The organism is Chitinophaga polysaccharea, from assembly GCF_902150045.1.
GTDB lineage: Bacteria > Bacteroidota > Bacteroidia > Chitinophagales > Chitinophagaceae > Chitinophaga > Chitinophaga polysaccharea_A.
In genome coordinates, this window is the sequence record NZ_CABFVU010000003.1 from 302,150 (window position 1) to 319,227 (window position 17,078).

General features: G+C 47.6%; 14 protein-coding genes. 8 read left to right on the forward strand and 6 right to left on the reverse strand.

Annotated features, from left to right (window positions below; all coding sequences use genetic code 11):
• Position 1: 1 nt before the first annotated feature.
• Positions 2–559, reverse strand: coding sequence for an RNA polymerase sigma factor (locus FN124_RS21560; RefSeq protein WP_142686856.1), 558 nt, complete (start codon positions 557–559; stop codon positions 2–4).
• Between the two features lie 274 nt (positions 560–833).
• The gene (locus FN124_RS21565; protein WP_142686857.1) at positions 834–2,165 is read right to left on the reverse strand and encodes a DEAD/DEAH box helicase; all 1,332 of its coding nucleotides are present in this window, start codon (positions 2,163–2,165) and stop codon (positions 834–836) included.
• Between the two features lie 97 nt (positions 2,166–2,262).
• Between FN124_RS21565 and FN124_RS21570 the strand changes: the two genes are divergently transcribed.
• On the forward strand, positions 2,263–3,189 hold the full coding sequence (locus FN124_RS21570; RefSeq protein WP_142686858.1) for an NADP-dependent oxidoreductase: 927 nt from the start codon (positions 2,263–2,265) through the stop codon (positions 3,187–3,189).
• 27 nt (positions 3,190–3,216) lie between these two features.
• On the opposite strand, the gene FN124_RS21575 is transcribed toward FN124_RS21570, so the two are convergent.
• Positions 3,217–3,603: a winged helix-turn-helix transcriptional regulator gene (locus FN124_RS21575; protein WP_142686859.1), complete on the reverse strand. Its 387-nt coding sequence runs from the start codon at positions 3,601–3,603 to the stop codon at positions 3,217–3,219.
• Positions 3,604–3,708: 105 nt separating this feature from the next.
• Between FN124_RS21575 and FN124_RS21580 the strand changes: the two genes are divergently transcribed.
• Together FN124_RS21580 and FN124_RS21585 are read left to right on the forward strand one after the other, a co-directional pair.
• Positions 3,709–4,416 (forward strand): DsbA family oxidoreductase, encoded by a 708-nt coding sequence (locus FN124_RS21580; RefSeq protein ID WP_142686860.1) that lies wholly within the window; start codon positions 3,709–3,711, stop codon positions 4,414–4,416.
• A 142-nt stretch (positions 4,417–4,558) separates the two neighbouring features.
• Positions 4,559–5,512 carry an ion channel gene (locus tag FN124_RS21585; protein WP_142686861.1) on the forward strand — a complete coding sequence of 318 codons (954 nt, stop codon included), beginning with the start codon at positions 4,559–4,561 and terminating at the stop codon, positions 5,510–5,512.
• 46 nt (positions 5,513–5,558) lie between these two features.
• Here FN124_RS21585 and FN124_RS21590 read toward each other — a convergent pair whose 3' ends face one another.
• Positions 5,559–7,001 (reverse strand): sodium:solute symporter, encoded by a 1,443-nt coding sequence (locus FN124_RS21590; protein WP_142686862.1) that lies wholly within the window; start codon positions 6,999–7,001, stop codon positions 5,559–5,561.
• Between the two features lie 168 nt (positions 7,002–7,169).
• On the opposite strand from FN124_RS21590, the gene FN124_RS21595 reads away from it, so the two are divergent.
• Entirely contained in the window at positions 7,170–8,102 is a 933-nt protein-coding gene (locus FN124_RS21595) for a bifunctional helix-turn-helix transcriptional regulator/GNAT family N-acetyltransferase (RefSeq protein ID WP_142686863.1), read from the forward strand.
• An 18-nt stretch (positions 8,103–8,120) separates the two neighbouring features.
• On the opposite strand, the gene FN124_RS21600 is transcribed toward FN124_RS21595, so the two are convergent.
• Positions 8,121–8,582: a DinB family protein gene (locus FN124_RS21600; protein WP_142686864.1), complete on the reverse strand. Its 462-nt coding sequence runs from the start codon at positions 8,580–8,582 to the stop codon at positions 8,121–8,123.
• A gap of 120 nt (positions 8,583–8,702) precedes the next feature.
• Between FN124_RS21600 and FN124_RS21605 the strand changes: the two genes are divergently transcribed.
• The 4 genes from FN124_RS21605 (at position 8,703) to FN124_RS21620 (ending at position 16,032) form a co-directional block, all read left to right on the forward strand.
• Positions 8,703–10,340: an acyl-CoA carboxylase subunit beta gene (locus FN124_RS21605; RefSeq protein ID WP_142686865.1), complete on the forward strand. Its 1,638-nt coding sequence runs from the start codon at positions 8,703–8,705 to the stop codon at positions 10,338–10,340.
• 69 nt (positions 10,341–10,409) lie between these two features.
• Positions 10,410–10,871, forward strand: a complete 462-nt coding sequence (gene rnhA, locus FN124_RS21610) for a ribonuclease HI (protein ID WP_185937313.1) — start codon at positions 10,410–10,412, stop codon at positions 10,869–10,871.
• A gap of 569 nt (positions 10,872–11,440) precedes the next feature.
• Positions 11,441–14,530: a SusC/RagA family TonB-linked outer membrane protein gene (locus FN124_RS21615; protein WP_142686867.1), complete on the forward strand. Its 3,090-nt coding sequence runs from the start codon at positions 11,441–11,443 to the stop codon at positions 14,528–14,530.
• 11 nt (positions 14,531–14,541) lie between these two features.
• Positions 14,542–16,032 (forward strand): RagB/SusD family nutrient uptake outer membrane protein, encoded by a 1,491-nt coding sequence (locus FN124_RS21620; protein WP_142686868.1) that lies wholly within the window; start codon positions 14,542–14,544, stop codon positions 16,030–16,032.
• Between the two features lie 431 nt (positions 16,033–16,463).
• On the opposite strand, the gene FN124_RS21625 is transcribed toward FN124_RS21620, so the two are convergent.
• Positions 16,464–17,027: a methyltransferase family protein gene (locus FN124_RS21625; protein WP_142686869.1), complete on the reverse strand. Its 564-nt coding sequence runs from the start codon at positions 17,025–17,027 to the stop codon at positions 16,464–16,466.
• Between the last annotated feature and the right edge of the window lie 51 nt (positions 17,028–17,078).

The following is a 17,078-nucleotide window of genomic DNA, read 5'->3' on the forward strand; positions in this document are numbered from 1 at the left end:
ATTAGAAAAGGATTTTTTTTAAGGATGCCCTTAAAGTTTTCAGCGCGTTGGCTACCTGTTTTTTTACAGTCTCTTCAGTGGTGTCCATGAAGGCTGCTATTTCTTTCCGGGTTTTATGTTCCTGGTAGGCCAGCCTGAATGCTATCGACTGGCGTTCGGGAAGCTGATTAATGGCGGTTTCCAGCTGTTCTTTCAACTCATCGTTCTCTAACCTGCTTTTAGGAATTGTATAATTGTCGGGCAGCATGATATCCTTTAATCTTTTGTTTCGCGTGGCATCTTTGGCAATTTTATTCAGACAGCGGTTCCGGACGCTGACAAAAAGAAAGTTTTTGAGAGAATTAGTGGTGCTCAGGTCAATCCGCGCGCTCAGGTCCTTTTGCCAGAAGTCCACAAAAAAATCCTGGACCAGCTCCTGGGCCTCGGTTTCGTTTTTCAGTATAGTATATGCGGTTACGTACAGCCATTCACGGTAGTTTTCATAAAAATACCGGAAAGCGGACACACTGCCCGATTTCAGTTGTGCAAGCAATTCAATATCGTTGATAGATGCACTCATGCTGGGATTTAGTTGATAATCGCAAGCCCGGCGCCGGCTGCTGTTGTCTATGGCTATTATTGATACGCGGTTAGGAAAATACGTCGGACAGTTAGCCACTGCATGGCTATTTTAAGCAATGAGGAACAACCACCCGTAAAACAACTGATTTTATTACGATAACATGCACACTACAGGATATATTCGATCAGGGGGAATGCCTGGTTTTTTAATTAGAAGTAAAGTTTGTTAATGAATTGTTATTCCGTTATTTCTGAAAGCTGTCTCAGGTGCATTATTTCTTTTTTGCGCCTCTTTTCTTGGGTTTGCCATATTTCAGCATCATCTTTTCTTTATGGCTTATCTTTTTGTTGGTCTTCATATTTTTAGCCAGCTTCTGGTGAAATGCCGGGCCTACATCTTCCCGCTTGGGCGCTTTTACAAGCGTATTCCGCATGTGGACCTTCGGTTTCTCATCTTCCGTTAATACATCTGAAATGGTAAGATCCCCGGGAAGCGGCATTTGGGGAATGGTATAGTTCATCAGCCGCTCAATGGCCTCGAGGGAAGCTGTTTCCGCATCTTTGGTCAACAAAATGGCAATACCTTTTTTATCTGCCCTGCCGGTTCTCCCGATACGGTGAATATAGTTTTCCGGTACTTCCGGCGTATCAAAATTGATCACGTGCGTCACTTCTGCAATATCGAGCCCGCGGGCAATGATATCTGTGGCAATGAGGAAACGGTACTCGCCCTGCTGGAATTTCCTTACGGTATTGAAGCGGTGGTTCTGCTCCTTATTGGAGTGAATAATACCTACCTGGCCAGGGAATTCTTTCTCCAGCTGCTCATGCAGATCATCGGCCAGTTGTTTGGTAGCGGCAAAGATGAGCGTTTTGGTCATGCTTTTATCGTCGGTGATCAGCATTTCCAGCAGGTTCACTTTTGTATAAAAGTTAGGAACCCTGTACACTACCTGTTCAATGTTTTCCAGCGGTGTGCCGGTAGGCGCCGCCTCTATTCTTACCGGGTTATTAAAATATGTTTCAATGATCGCCTCCACCTCTTCTGTGATGGTTGCGGAAAACATCAGGTTCTGCCGTTTCTGCGGCAGCAGGTCCATGATGTTCTTCAACTGGGTCCGGAACCCCAGGTTCAGCATCTCATCCACTTCATCAATAATAAGACGCTTTACCAGCTTTACTTTCAGCGCCCCGCTGAGGATCACGTCGTACAGTCGACCTGGTGTGGCCACCAGGATGTCCAGTTTATCCTGCACAGCAGCCATCTGCGGGTTCATGTTCACGCCTCCGTAGATACCCAGCACGGATACATTCATATAGGTAGTGAGCTTTTTAACGGCTTCTACCACCTGTACTACCAGTTCACGGGTGGGCACAATGATAAGCACTGTGGGATATTTCTCTTTTGAAAATTTAAACTGCCGCAGCACGGGCAACAGGTAGGCAAATGTTTTACCTGTACCGGTTTGCGCAATCCCGCATACATCCTGGCCGGACATGATCACGGAAAAAGCGCGTTGTTGTATAGTGGTGGGTTGTTTATAACCCAGTTCGTCTATCGCGTTTAATAAGGGAGTATTGAGGTTTAAATCACCAAAAGTCATGATACTGCTATAAATATGAACGGCAAAGGTAAAGAATTACCGATTAAGGATTTATCCTTTGTAACTCTTATTTCAATACATTAGCACAAAAAAAGCTATGAAGAACCTCCACATACCTGCTGTTTGTGTACATGCCTATGGAGGCCCGGAGCAGCTGCAGCTGCAGGAGGTACCCGTTCCGGTACCGGCCGAAGACCAGGTGTTGATCAAGGTAGTGGCCAGCGGTGTAAATCCTATCGATTGGAAAATAAGAGAAGGCTTTATGAAGCATCCGTTGCCTTATATACCTGGTGTAGAAGCCTCGGGCATTATTACCGCCATTGGTGAAAGCGTATTTGGCAAAAAGGTGGGCGATCAGGTATATGGCTCCGTAGATGGTTCCTATACCTCCTATGCTATTGCACAGGGAGAAGGCCTGTTCCGCAAACCGCATGAAATTTCATTTGAAGAGGCTGCCACTATGGCCGGCGCCAGAACCGCCTGGGGCGCGTTGTTTGATGTAGGCGGACTGGTAAAGGGGCAGCGCATCCTCATACATGCAGGAGCAGGCGGTGTAGGGCATTTTGCCGTACAACTGGCCTATAACGCCGGCGCCTATGTGATTGCCACCGCCAGTGCAGAGAATATTGATTTCGTTACGTCATTGGGCGCCAGTGAAGTGATCAACTACCGGGAGGGGCCTTTTGAAACACAAATGGATCCGGTAGACATTGTGTTTGACACCGTAGGAGGCGACACCACGGAACGGTCGCTCGCCGTGCTCAGGCCGGAAGGAACATTATTATGCATTGTGCAGATGCCTGATCCGGAAAAAGTAGCCGCAGCAGGCGTAAACGCATTATGGGCGGGTACTAAAACACTCACCTCTATGCAGGAGGTGCATAAATTACTGGAGAAAGGACTGATCCGGCCTCATGTGCGTAAAGTGTTCCATTCATTGCAGGCTGCTGCTGATGCGCAGGAGTATAGCCGGAATGGCGGCAGCGGAAGAGGCAAAATAGTATTGAAAATATCAGAGGAATAAGGCGGAGATAAGTTCTCCGCCCCACTCTTATTTTCCAAGTATCTTTTTCCGGTGCTGGATGCCCCATTTCTGAAGGGCAATGATCACACTGTCCAGCGTGGCGGCATAAGGAGTCAGCGTATATTCTACCGTTACGGGCTGGGTGTCATAAACCGTACGCTTCACCAGTTTATGCGTTTCCAGGTCTTTCAGCTCCTTGGAAAGTACCTTCGATGTTATTTTCGGGATACTACGCTCTATATCCCTGAAACGTTTATGTCCCCTGGATACAGCGATGATAATGGGCAGTTTCCATTTCCCGCTGATCACATCCAGGGCATCCCTTACAGGCATAATCACCTTATGGCAATCAGTATGGGAGCTGCTTTCCGTTTCCGGTCTTCCGCAATCTATTGTGAGTTCTTCTGTTTTCATCTGCATACAGTTGGTTACCTTCGGTAAAGCACTTACCTTAGGGAAACTGGTTACTTTTTGAAAGCAAATATATTAACTTTGCAGCTGGATCTTAAATAAAAAATGATGAAAGTAGAAATATGGTCTGATATCATGTGCCCGTTTTGCTATATCGGCAAGCGGAGATTTGAAGCAGCACTGGATAAATTTCCCGGCAAAGAGGACATCACGGTGGAATGGAAAAGCTTCCAGCTGAATCCTTCCCTCAAATCCCAGCCCGGAAAGGATGTATACGACTACGTAGCGGAAATGAAGGGGCAGTCGCGCGAATGGTCTTTAACTATACATGAACAACTGGCAGGAACTGCGCGTGAAGCAGGTCTTACTTATAATTTCGATAAAGCGGTGATCGCCAATTCCTTTGATGCGCACCGGCTTATTCAGCTGGCAAAACAGCAGGGCCTGGGCGATGCAGCGGAGGAGCGTTTGTTTTATGCATATTTTACAGAAGGCAAAGATGTAAGTGATCATGCTACATTGGTGGAACTGGGCGTGGAAATAGGATTGGATAAAGCAACAGTGGAAGCCGTATTGGAAACTACCGAAATGGCAGCAGCTGTGAACAGGGATGTAAACGAAGCGCAGCAACTGGGTATCAGGGGGGTACCATTCTTTGTGCTCGACCGCAAATATGGCGTGTCTGGAGCCCAGCCGGTAGAAGCATTCACACAAACCCTCGAGGCAGCGTTTGCAGAATGGAAAAGCACACAACCGGCAGAAACCCTGGATACCTTATCCGGGCAGGTTTGTACGCCGGACGGAGATTGCAGGTAGTTTGATTTTTTATAAGGTAACCGGCTGACTGGCAGGAATGCTGGTCAGCCTTTTTTTGGGAGATAATTTACTGTTAACCTCCTCCGGAGGTATATATTTATCCTAGTTTTTCTTCTTAGCTTTGCGCCTCAAATATCCATTTATGGCGCTTCTGAAAAGAATTAACCCTTTTTCCAGGCAAAACGACGACACCGGTTTTGGCACTAATGCAAATGGTTATGGCGGCCGGTTCATTAACCGCGACGGCAGCTTTAACATCCGCCGGGAGGGACGTTCGTTTATGCAACGTTTTAATATTTATCATGCCATGCTGAATGTACCAGCCTGGCAATTCGCCCTGGTGATCCTTCTTTTTTATTTCTCCATTAACCTGCTTTATACCGGCATTTACTGGTGGATAGGCATCAACGGATTCCAGGGGATCATCGGTAAAACCACCTGGGAGCAGTTTAAAGAAGTTTACTTCTTTAGCACAGAAACCTTTACCACCGTGGGATATGGCCGCGTGAACCCGGTGGGCGACGGAGTAAACCTGGTGGCCGCCATTGAGGCTATGACAGGCTTTCTCTCTTTTGCGGTGGCTACGGGTCTTATCTATGGACGCTTTTCAAAGCCCCGTGCGCACCTGTTGTTCAGCGATCATGCATTGATTGCTCCTTACCAGGATAAAACGGCGCTGATGTTCCGCTTTGCTTCTTACAAAGAAAATCATACCCTCACCAATGTAGAAGTGCTGGTTACCACGGGCCTGCAGGTACAGGAGAATGGACAGGCAGTGTATAAATTCTATAACCTGGCACTGGAGCGGAGTAAAGTGGAAACATTGTCAATGAACTGGACAGTGGTGCATCCCATCGACGAAAACAGTCCTTTCCTCGGGTTTACTGCGCAGGATATGGAAGTGGCGGATGCGGAGATCTATGTAACGGTGAGAGGGTTCAATGATGTATACGCCAATACTGTATTGCAGCGCACTTCGTATACCTACCAGGAAATTATTTATGACAGGAAATTTGTGCCGATGTACCGGGAAAGTGATAACGGGAAAACAACGGTGCTGGAACTGCACCATCTGAATAAAACAAGGGAGGTATAAGGTTTTCCGGATGCGGTGGTATCGCTGCATCCGGAAAAATTACGATTTAATCTTTACGGGAAACCAGCAGTAATCCGATAAAGGTAAACAACCCGTTAATGATCAGCAATTCAAGCCCTATCTGGAATTTACCAAAAATGCTGGTCTGGTAAATATCCACCACCAGGCAAAGCAGTGGCGCTGCCACACATACAGCAGGCACCAGGGCATCCTGTACTTTACGTTTGGTTAGGATCCCGAAGGCAAAAAGCCCCAGCAGCGGCCCGTACGTATAGGTAGCTACTTTCAGGATAACGCCTATCATGCTTTGGTTATTCACCCATTCAAACACCATCACAAAAAGCAGGAAAATAAATGCCATGAGCAGGTGAATGCGCTGGCGGTACTTTTTCTTCTCGGCTTCTGTCCAGTCGGTCCGCTTCTGCATATCCAGGATATCGATGCAGAGGGAAGAGGTGAGGGCAGTCATAGCGCCATCGGCGCTGGGAAACAAGGCGGAAATAAGAGCAATGATAAATATTACAGAGATCACCGGCGGCATATGATGCAGTGCCAGTTCGGGGAATAGCCTGTCGCCTGTGGCCGTTACCTGCTGTTGTGCGCCGTATAAATGAAGCAGCCCACCCAGGAAAAGGAACAGGCCAATAACGATCACCATAATAAACGCCAGCGATACCATGTTCTTTTTGGAGTCTTTAAGCGTTTTTACAGAGATGTTTTTCTGCATCATCTCCTGGTCGAGGCCGGTCATGGTGATAGTGATGAACGCGCCTGCCAGGATCTGCTTCCCGAAAAAGAGCTTATCGTTCGGATCGGTATTGAATATTTTTGTCAGCCCCCTTTCGCTCATTGCGGTAAAGCTTTCGCCCAGGCTCAGGTGCATGGTATGCAGGATATAGCCTACGCAAATTACCAACCCTGCCAGCATACAGGTAGTTTGCAGGGTATCGGTATACACAATTGTTTTTACGCCGCCTTCATAGGTGTACAGCAATATCATAAAGAGGATGATAATGGTGGTAAGCCAGAAGGGTACGCCAAAGCTGGAGAGGATGGCATCCTGCAATATTCTTACTACCAGGTATAGCCTGGCCGTTGCTCCCAGTGTACGGGAAAGAATAAAAAAGGAGGCGCCGGTTTTATAGGAGCTTCTCCCAAAGCGGCTGTCGAGGTAATTGTAGATAGATGTTAATTGCAGCCGGTAATAAAGCGGTATCAGCACATAGGCGATGGTAATATAGCCTATAAAGTATCCCAGGGTGATCTGCATGTAGGAAAAGGCATCACGGCCAACGGCGCCGGGGACGCTTACAAAAGTAACCCCGCTCAGTGAGGTGCCTATCATGCCAAAGGCAACCAGCATCCAGTTACTGTTGCGGTTCCCGATGAAGAACGAGTCGTTGTTAGAATTACGGCCCGTATACCAGGCTACCACCAGCAGGATAACGAAATACGCAATAACGAATGAGAATAATAATCCTGGAGACATAATCAAATTTAATCAAGATACTACTTTCCTGCTAAGGCACAAAAGAGCAAAAACGCAAATATAGCAGGGTTGGGTGATAAACCCGCTCTGAGAAATATTTGACTCAGGCAAATAATAAACTTGCTTTTGTCAAGTAATTATTTATTTTTGTCTGGAAAACAAGTGACTATGAACGTAGAATCAGCGGTTGTCAGCGATATCCGTCGCTTTAATCGTTTCTATACCGGCATGATAGGCCTGCTGAACCAGCATATTCTGGAGAGCAATCTTTCCTTATCGGAAGTAAGGGTGTTGTATGAGATAGGACAACTGGGAAAGTGTACTGCCGGGCAATTAATTGCCATCCTGAAAATAGACGGGGGATACCTTAGCCGCATGCTGAAGAAGTTTGAGAAAGGAGGGTGGCTTAACAGGCAGCAGTCTACCGCCGACGGGCGTACGTTTTTCCTTTATCTCAGTGCCTCCGGTAAAAGATTACTGTCCGGTCTTGAGGAAAAATCCACCCGTGAAATCCGGCAGCTTACCGGTCATCTCTCCGGCGAACAGCAACGGCAGGTGGCCGGCGCCATGAAAACCATTGAACAGGTATTAACCGCGCAAGCAGGTGAACAAACTACGGATATACGTATCCGTTACAACCTCCTCCCTGGTGATGTTGGCTATCTTATTTACCTGCATGGGCAGCTGTATGCAAAGGAATCGGGTTATAACCTGGAGTTTGATGCCTATGTGTGCAAAACATTTTACGAATTTCTTCCTACCTATAACCCGGCAAAAGACAGGATGTTCCTGGCAACCGTAAATGACCAGATTGTTGGCTCTGTAGCCATTCTCGGGTCTTCCCGGCACCTGGCCCAGTTACGCTGGTTCCTTATCCATCCCGATTACCGGGGCAAAGGACTTGGGAAAAAACTGTTGCAGGAAGCGATCGACTTCTGCAGGGAAAAAAATTATCAGAAGGTTTACCTGATGACTACCAGCATGCAGGAAACGGCGATCGCCCTTTATAAAAAAGCCGGTTTCCGCAAAACCGGTGAGAAGCACCTGCAGCTATGGGGACAGCAGCTCTATGAGCAGCGTTACGATATGGACCTGTCTTAAGAGTCGCATTTACCCCTCTCAGGCATATTTATGTAACAGCACTATCTGCCCGAGGTGATAGGCATCATGTTCCGCCAGTCCCTGGATATAGTAAATTGCCTGGTGCTCTGTTCCCGGGAAGAGATCAAACAGCTCCTTCTCCGGGAACTTCCTGATAGTGGCGGCCATCAGCTCAAATGAATGGGCCAACCTGTGTATGGTGGCTTGCCAGTTCTCCTCCCCGTGATTTTCCGGCATATAAAAATCAGGCAGGTCGCCGTCCTGCTCCGGGGCTTCATTGTGCATGTACCGCTGCACCCGCTGGTGCCAGAAAATAACGTGGTTTACGATCTGCCAGATATTGTTGGATCCCCCGAAAGATTTCACTGCCTGCCGGGCATCGATACGAGAGAGATGTACCTGGAACGTAACATCGATCCAGGGATCGCCATTGTAAAGCTTTTCAAGTGATGCGGCTAAATGCTCCAGTAATAAAGACATACCATAGGATTTTTATTTTTAAAGATATCCGGCGCCAGACGCCGGCAGCCTTCCCGTTATTCGTAATTTACTGAATTCTTTCCCTTATTTTTAAAGAATATAAAAACCAAAACCATCGTTATGGATCAGCAGCAACTGGAAACCAACAAAAATGAAGATGCCATGCGGATGGCAATCAGCACCATGAAACAACGCCTGGGCGTAATAGAACAGGGCGGCGGAAAGAAAAGCCTGGAAAAAGTGAGACAAAGAGGCAAGCTCACTGCCAGGGAACGTATTCAGTACCTCATCGATAAAGACACTCCCTTTACCGAGATCGGTGCATTTGCTGCATACGATATGTACGAAGAATATGGCGGATGCCCGGCAGCAGGGACCGTAGGAGGTATCGGCTATGTAAGCGGCCGCCAGTGTATGATCGTAGCCAACGATATGACCGTTAAAGCAGGGGCCTGGTTTCCTATGACCGGTAAAAAGAACCTGCGTCTCCAGGAGATCGCCATGGAAAACAGGTTGCCGGTAATCTACCTGGTAGACAGTGCCGGCGTGTTCCTGCCAATGCAGGACGAAATTTTCCCGGACAAGGAACACTTCGGCCGCGTTTTCCGCAACAATGCCCGCATGAGCGCCATGGGCATTACACAAATCGCCGCCGTTATGGGCAGCTGCGTGGCCGGCGGAGCCTACCTGCCCATTATGAGTGACGAGGTGCTGATGGTGGAAGGCAACGGCTCCATTTTCCTTGCCGGCCCCTATCTGGTGAAAGCCGCCATCGGGGAAGACGTAGATGCGGAAACGTTAGGAGGCGCTGTTACACATACCGAGATCTCCGGTATTGCGGACTATAAATTCAAATCCGATGAGGAATGCCTCGACCAGGTAAAGCGCATCGTAAGCAAAATAGGTGAGGGCGGGAACGCCGGTTTCGACCGGGTGGCGCCCCAACCGCCGGCCAAATCAACCGATGAGCTGCGCAGCATATTGCCGGCCGACAGCTCCCGGCCATACGACATGCTGGAAATAATAGAACGCATTACAGATGCCAACACATTTGATCAATACAAACAGGACTACGGCAAAAGTATTATTTGCGGCTATGCGCGCATCGATGGATGGGCGGTAGGCATCGTTGCCAATCAACGGAAAATTGTAAAAAGCCGTAAAGGTGAAATGCAGATGGGTGGCGTTATTTATAACGACAGCGCCGATAAGGCTGCCCGCTTTATTATGAACTGCAACCAGAAAAAGATCCCGCTGGTATTCCTCCAGGATGTAACAGGATTCATGGTAGGCAGCAGGAGTGAGCACTCCGGCATTATTAAAGATGGCGCCAAGCTGGTGAATGCCGTGGCTAATTCCGTGGTGCCGAAAATTACTGTTATCATCGGGAACTCTTATGGAGCAGGTAACTATGCCATGTGCGGTAAAGCGTATGATCCACGCTTCATTTACGCCTGGCCATCTGCAAAGATTGCGGTAATGGGAGGAGAGCAGGCCGCCAAAACATTATTACAGATCCAGGTGGCTTCCCTGAAAGCAAAAGGACAGGTGATCACACCGGAGGAAGAAGCCCGCCTGCTGAAAGAAATCACAGACAAATACAATGCGCAGACTACTCCCTACTATGCTGCCTCCCGGTTGTGGGTAGATGATATCATTGATCCTGCAGATACCAGGTTAAGGATCGCAGAAGGAATTAAAGCAGCCAATAACGCCCCCCTGGAGCAACCCTTTAATGTAGGTGTTTTCCAGGTATAAGGAAGGGAGGGGAAAGTGTTCGATCCCCTCCACACTTTTCCTTATCTTCGCGCTGCTTTAAAATTGAACATGGCTGAACTGGTAGTATATACAGATGGTGCATCCCGCGGCAATCCCGGCCCGGGCGGATATGGCGTTGTGCTCATATGGGGGAATGTAAGAAAGGAATTATCGCAGGGATACCGTAAAACCACCAACAACAGGATGGAGCTCCTGGCGGTGATTGTAGCGCTGGAAGCGCTGAAAAAAGATGGATTAACAGTGACCATTTTTACAGACAGCAAATATGTGGTGGACAGCATAGAGAAAGGATGGTTATGGGGATGGGTGAAAATTAATTTTAAAGAGAAGAAGAATAAAGATCTCTGGCTGCGCTTCATTCCCTTATATAAGAAGCATACAGTGAAGATGCAATGGGTGAAAGGCCATGCCAGCAATCCTTTCAATATCCGTTGTGATGAACTGGCCACACAGGCTGCCGATAGCGGCAACTGGCTGATAGACGAAGGTTTTGAAAACGGGCTTGCATAAATAATAACCTGCTTCTTTCCAAACCAACCGGCGTGCATAATTATAGTAAAGTGCCGGCGCTGGGGCTATCTATACGGTGGCCAGCATAACGCTCACTGCCTCCGGTATTATCATCGTATTACTGATGCAAAAAGGCAGTTGATTTCCGTTCATCACATTTTTTAACAATGAAACCCGCGTCTTTATTGAAAATCTATCTTCATAAAAAATCTTTTCCTCAATATTTTTAACAATTCTTTTGTTTTTAAATATGAAAGCATATAGCTTTGCGTCCCATTAGTCTATAGATTTTATAGGATACCAGGTCGGAACTAATTAAAGAATTGCTTATGGACAAGACGACCCAACCATATTTTATATGCAACTATTGTTGTTGCTTTCAGTAAGAACTAAACATTTGTCTGCTTAACCAAAGCAGGTTACAACAATCATTAACTGTTTCCGGAACTCCGTCTGTACCGGCGTCCAAACAATAATGGGATACAATGCTGCAATGCCTGTTCAGTAACAGACAAGGACGGGTATTGCCATGAAAAACCAAATCACAGCAAAACTCTCAACATTTTACTATGTTACAACGACTACTCCTCTTTCTGCTGCTCATCGGACCCATGGCAGTATTTGCTCAAACACGTACGGTAACCGGCCGTGTTTATTCCGCAAAGGATAATTCTCCTTTACCGGGTGCTTCGGTGGTGATCAAAGGAACTACCACCGGCGTGGTAAGTGACGGGGATGGCAATTTCAGCCTGCAGGTAACTGATCCTTCCGCTACTACACTGGTGATCCGTTTCATTGGGATGGAACAACAGGAAGTGCCCATCAGCACATCGCCTCTTAATATTTCAATCCGTTCTTCCGGGAAGGATATTGATGAAATTGTAGTGGTAGCTTATGGTACTGCTAAAAAGAGCTCCTATACCGGTTCTGTATCGCAGATCAAAAGCGAGGAACTGGTGAACAGGCAGGTATCCAGCGTTACCAAAGCCTTACAGGGGCTTGCGGCAGGTGTGCAAAGCACTTCCACCAGCGGCCAGCCGGGTTCAGACGCTACCATCCGCATCCGCGGCATTGGTTCCATCAACGCATCCGCTGATCCCTTATACGTGGTAGATGGTGTGCCTTACGGAGGTAGCCTTAATGCCATTAATCCCTATGATATTGAATCCATCAGCGTACTGAAAGACGCAGCTTCCAGCGCCCTGTACGGTTCCCGCGGCGCCAACGGTGTAGTGATCATCACTACCAAGAAGGGAAAGAAACAGGGAAGTAATATAGACGTTCGCGTTAGTCAGGGTTATTCCAAAAGGGCGGTTGACAATTACGACCGTGTAAGCACCGATCAGTATTTTGAAATGTACTGGGAGGCCATTCGTAATGGCGGGCTTACCAGTGGCTTATCGCCCGCTACTGCTGCCGCACAGGCCAGCAGCAATCTGGTGAGAAGGGTGGGCATTAACCCTTACGGTACTGCATTCCCCCAGCCGGTAGGCACCGACGGTAAACTGGTTGCAGGCGCAAAGGCCCTGTGGGACGACAACTGGGACGATGCCATGCAACGTACCGGGAAGCGCACGGAAGCTGATGTGGCCCTCAGCGGCGCCACCGAAAAAACAAGGTATTATGTTTCCGGTGGATACCTGAACGATCAGGGCATCTATCTTGCTTCCGGTTTTAAACGCTATAACCTCCGCAGCAATATTGATATTGATGCCAAGAAGTGGTTAAAGGTAGGACTGAACCTCAATGGTACGCACTCCGAACAGGATGCCCCGCCATCGGAAGATAGTCGCTCCGATAACTACGTGAACTATGGCCGCCTGATGTCAAATTTCTATCCTATCTATCAGCGCGACCGCACCACCGGCGCTTATATCCTGGATGCCAATGGCAATAAGATCTTCGACTATGGCAGCTACCGCCCAAGTGCAGCAAACACCAACACCAACCTGGTAGCTACTTCCGCGATAGATAAGCACCGGCTTACCCGTGACGACTTATCCGCCCGCCTGTATGGAGAAGCTACTATCTGGCGCGGACTTAAATTCAAATCAAGCTATAATGCTGATTATACCGCCAGACAACAATACGACTACACCAACCCCACACTGGGCTTTGATGCAGAAGTAGGCGGAACAATTGAAAGGCTTAATACCCGCGTGTTCAGCTGGACCTTCAACAACATCTTCACTTATGAAGAAACGTTCAATGAAAAGCATCACCTGAACCTGCTGGCAGGCCAGGAAGCCTATAAGTATACCACCACTTTCCTGGATGGTCAGAAATCCGGCTTCTCGCTGCCAGGTCTTGAAGAACTGTCGGACGCTTCTCTCATCAAGGATCTGCAGGGATACACTGATACGTACACTCTCTCCAGCTTCCTCGGCAGGGCAGAATATGATTATGTAGGGAAATACTTTTTATCAGCTTCCCTTCGCCGCGACGGATCTTCACGTTTCGCACCGAATCACCGCTGGGGCACCTTCTGGTCTGTTGGCGGTTCCTGGAAATTAACGGAAGAAGATTTTCTGAAGAACAATTCCTGGCTTAACCTGCTCACACTCCGTGCCAGCTACGGCGGACAGGGTAACGATAACCTCGGTGATGACGCTTTCTATAACTATTACCCGTTGCTGAACGTGAACAGCAATCTCGGTGAAGGTGGTACCTACCGCCGCCAGGTTTACAACCCTAACCTGCAATGGGAAACCAACCTGAACTTAAACATTGGCGTTGACTTCAGTATGTTTGAAAATCGTTTAGGCGGTACCGTAGAGTTCTTCCAGCGCAAATCGCAGGATCTGCTGTACTCCAGGCCAATGGCGCCTTCTGTAGGTTATTCCGCTGTGGATGAAAATATCGGTGCACTGAAGAATACCGGTGTGGAAGGTACCATACATGCTGTGCCGGTGAAAACGAAAGACTTCAGCTGGAGCATTGACCTGAACGCTACCCACTATAAAAATAAGATCACAGAATTACCGCAGAAAGAAATTATCAGTGGTACAAAGAAACTCATGGTAGGTAAATCTATCTATGATTTTTACCTGAGGAAATGGGCGGGTGTAAACCAGGAAACCGGTTTGCCAATGTGGTATATTGATAATGCAGACGGCACCAAAGGCACTACGGGCAACTATTCTGCCGCTACGCAGTATTATAATGGCTCATCACTGCCGGATGTTTATGGTGGTTTCACCAATACCTTCACCTATAAGGACTTTTCACTGTCTTTCATGATGGTATACAGTCTTGGTGGTAAAGTGCTGGACCAGGATTACCTGTTCCTGCTGGGTACAGGTACTTCCGCCGGCCGTCCTTTCAGTACAGAAATGCTGAACCGCTGGACACCGGAAAACAAAGTAACGGATGTACCTAAACTGACTACCGTGCAAACCAACTGGACTTCGGTATCCGACCGTTTCCTGTATGATGCAAGCTATGCAAGGTTGAAAACACTGAACATCAGCTATAACCTCCCTAAATCGCTGATGGATAAAGCGCATCTTAACAACGTGCTCATTTATGTACAGGGAGAAAACCTGTTCACGATCTATAACCACCAGGGCCTTGATCCGGAACAATCAGTAGGAGGTACTACCTATTATCGTTACCCGGCCATTAAATCCATTTCTGCAGGTATTAATCTGAGCTTCTAAAAATTACAACCATGAAAAAGAACATATTCCATATAATAATCGCTGCTTTGGTGTTGGGCGCCTGCAACAAGGATTTCCTGGACACCAAGCCAACCAATGCTGTACCGGACGACCAAGTGTTTAATACCGCCGACAACGTGGAAACGGTGATCAATGGTACCTGGGCATATATGTTTGAAGAATTCTTCACGTATGCAGTACCGGGTTACAAATCCATTCACCTCACCAGCGATGCCATGGGCAGTGATGTGGCTGTTACCCAATCTTACGGCTTGCGTGATTCATACGGATATACCGAAATGACAGATAATACCAAGAACCGGGTAACTGCTTTCTGGACCATCCTTTACAAAGTGATCGACAACTGCAATAACGTGATCGCAAAAGTAGACAATGCTACCGGCGATGAAGATAAAAAACAACGCCTGAAAGGTCAGGCATATGCCCTGCGCGCCAATTGCTACCTTACGCTGGCTTCCTTCTACCAGTTCAACAGGACCGGTACTGAAAAGGCTATTCCCATCTATACAGAGCCATCCGGGCCTACTACAGCTGGAAAGCCCAAATCAACCATCGGCGATGTATATAAACTGGTGATAGACGATCTGCAGAAAGCACTGCCGCTGCTGAAAAATTATGAGCGCAGCGCTACCCAGAAATGGAAGATAAACATTAATGTAGCGAACGGCTTACTGGCGCGTGCATACCTCTATAACCGCCAGTGGGCCAACGCTATTACCGCGGCAATAGCTGCCCGCAATGGCTATCCCCTGATGTCAGGAGATGATTATAATAAAGGCTTCAGCGACATTAACAATGGTGAATGGATCTGGGGACATGCACAAACGCCTAACCAGAGCAACGCCAGCTATAACTTCCATTTCCTGGATGTTTCCAGCCCTGCTTCTTATTACCAGAGCTTCATGGCAGATCCTTACTTCAAGAATTTCTTCGACAGCGCAGACGTACGCTTTCGTTTGTTCGACTGGGATACCCTGCCTGACCAGGAAGGCTACCTGCGTTACAAGAAATTCCGTTTCCGTGATGCAGGCGCGCTGGTAGGCGACCTGGTACTGATGCGCTCTGCAGAAATGTACCTGATAGAAGCAGAAGCATATGCACAAAGCCGTAATGCGGGCAAAGGTGCAGAAGCGCTTAATGTGCTCCGCGCTGCACGGAATGCAACACTGTATAAAGGTGGTGGCAGCCTGGTGGATACTATCCTTGTGGAAAGAAGAAAAGAGTTATGGGGAGAAGGATTTTCACTGTCTGATATTATTCGTACAGGCGGTACCGTAGTAAGGAAACCGTTCCTTTCCTATAACGGGCAGGATAGTATCATCAGCGTACCAAGAGGTGATGGCACCTTCGTGGAAGTGCCTGCCCAGGGGCATCTTACGCTGAAGCAGCCAGATGGTACGCCGTTTGTGCCTTACAGCAAGTACTACCTGTTTGCCATCCCTATCTCAGAGCTGCAAAGTAATCCGAATATCAATAACTGATCAGTATTATCCGGTATCAGTTAAATTCCTTTCATAAGCGGTGGCAATGCAACGTTATCATGATCTGGATATCAGCCACTGAGGGTGCTCAGGCGCCCCTTTGCAGATACTGTTACACGGATTGAAATAAATTGTACTGCTAAATTACCATCCGGGTAATAAGCGGCAAAACCAATCAGCCGGTTTTGCCGCTTATTGCCGGATTCCATAGCCGTAAATCAGGGTAAGAGCATGCACTAAGCATTGGAAGTGCGTTATGAGTGTATGACGTCCGTATGAGGAGTGTATGAGAACTGTATGAAGAGTACGACACATAGACGACTCCTAAGCATCCTGGAAGCATGCGGGAAGTATGCGGGAAGTATTTGTACCGGCATCATTAAAATAAAAATCCCCTCGAATTTTCGAGGGGATTTTTTATTTTAATGACGTTAGTAGATCCACGGGATAATACGGCTGGTGCGTTTCATATAGGTAGTATATTCTTCACCAAACTGGGAGCGCAATACTTTTTCTTCTACATTCATCCGGTAAACAAACGCTGCAAATACAGGAATGAACACAATAGCCAATCCAAGCCAGCTGTTCAGCGACAGCCCGAATCCCAGGAAAGACAACAGGGATCCGGCGTAGGAGGGATGCCGCAATACGCTGTACAACCCATCTTTTTTAATGTGGTGGTCTTTACGGATGGTCACGTTTACGGTAAACAACCGGCCCAGCTGTGCAATAGCTACAAATCGAAGTACCATTCCCAGCAGTATAACGCTGAGGCCTATACGATTCATGTCTGGCCCGGGGAGAATATAGTAACTTGTTTTTGCCGCTACTATCACGGAAACATTAATGAATACAATGATCACGATCCAGATGAAAGCCAGGCTGCCCTGGTCCTGCTTTTTCCTGTCGTCCGCGCCAGTGCCCCGGAGAATGCGGTGCAGTAAGATCTCTGAGAGGAACCACGCGAAATAAATGATGGTGGATAGCAAGTTCATAGATAACAGATAAGACGGATTATATGTGTAATATATGTTATGTTTTTCGCT

Bases quoted from the DNA above. Each gene is read 5' to 3' on its own strand.
- FN124_RS21600 (WP_142686864.1), bottom strand. From the start codon at position 8,582: ATGTCTTTATTACTGGAGCATTTAGCCGCATCACTTGAAAAGCTTTAC.
- FN124_RS21565 (WP_142686857.1), bottom strand. From the start codon at position 2,165: ATGACTTTTGGTGATTTAAACCTCAATACTCCCTTATTAAACGCGATA.
- FN124_RS21585 (WP_142686861.1), top strand. From the start codon at position 4,559: ATGGCGCTTCTGAAAAGAATTAACCCTTTTTCCAGGCAAAACGACGAC.
- FN124_RS21575 (WP_142686859.1), bottom strand. From the start codon at position 3,603: ATGAAAACAGAAGAACTCACAATAGATTGCGGAAGACCGGAAACGGAA.
- FN124_RS21605 (WP_142686865.1), top strand. From the start codon at position 8,703: ATGGATCAGCAGCAACTGGAAACCAACAAAAATGAAGATGCCATGCGG.
- FN124_RS21625 (WP_142686869.1), bottom strand. From the start codon at position 17,027: ATGAACTTGCTATCCACCATCATTTATTTCGCGTGGTTCCTCTCAGAG.
- FN124_RS21620 (WP_142686868.1), top strand. From the start codon at position 14,542: ATGAAAAAGAACATATTCCATATAATAATCGCTGCTTTGGTGTTGGGC.
- rnhA (WP_185937313.1), top strand. From the start codon at position 10,410: ATGGCTGAACTGGTAGTATATACAGATGGTGCATCCCGCGGCAATCCC.
- FN124_RS21580 (WP_142686860.1), top strand. From the start codon at position 3,709: ATGAAAGTAGAAATATGGTCTGATATCATGTGCCCGTTTTGCTATATC.
- FN124_RS21615 (WP_142686867.1), top strand. From the start codon at position 11,441: ATGTTACAACGACTACTCCTCTTTCTGCTGCTCATCGGACCCATGGCA.
- FN124_RS21590 (WP_142686862.1), bottom strand. From the start codon at position 7,001: ATGTCTCCAGGATTATTATTCTCATTCGTTATTGCGTATTTCGTTATC.
- FN124_RS21595 (WP_142686863.1), top strand. From the start codon at position 7,170: ATGAACGTAGAATCAGCGGTTGTCAGCGATATCCGTCGCTTTAATCGT.
- FN124_RS21560 (WP_142686856.1), bottom strand. From the start codon at position 559: ATGAGTGCATCTATCAACGATATTGAATTGCTTGCACAACTGAAATCG.
- FN124_RS21570 (WP_142686858.1), top strand. From the start codon at position 2,263: ATGAAGAACCTCCACATACCTGCTGTTTGTGTACATGCCTATGGAGGC.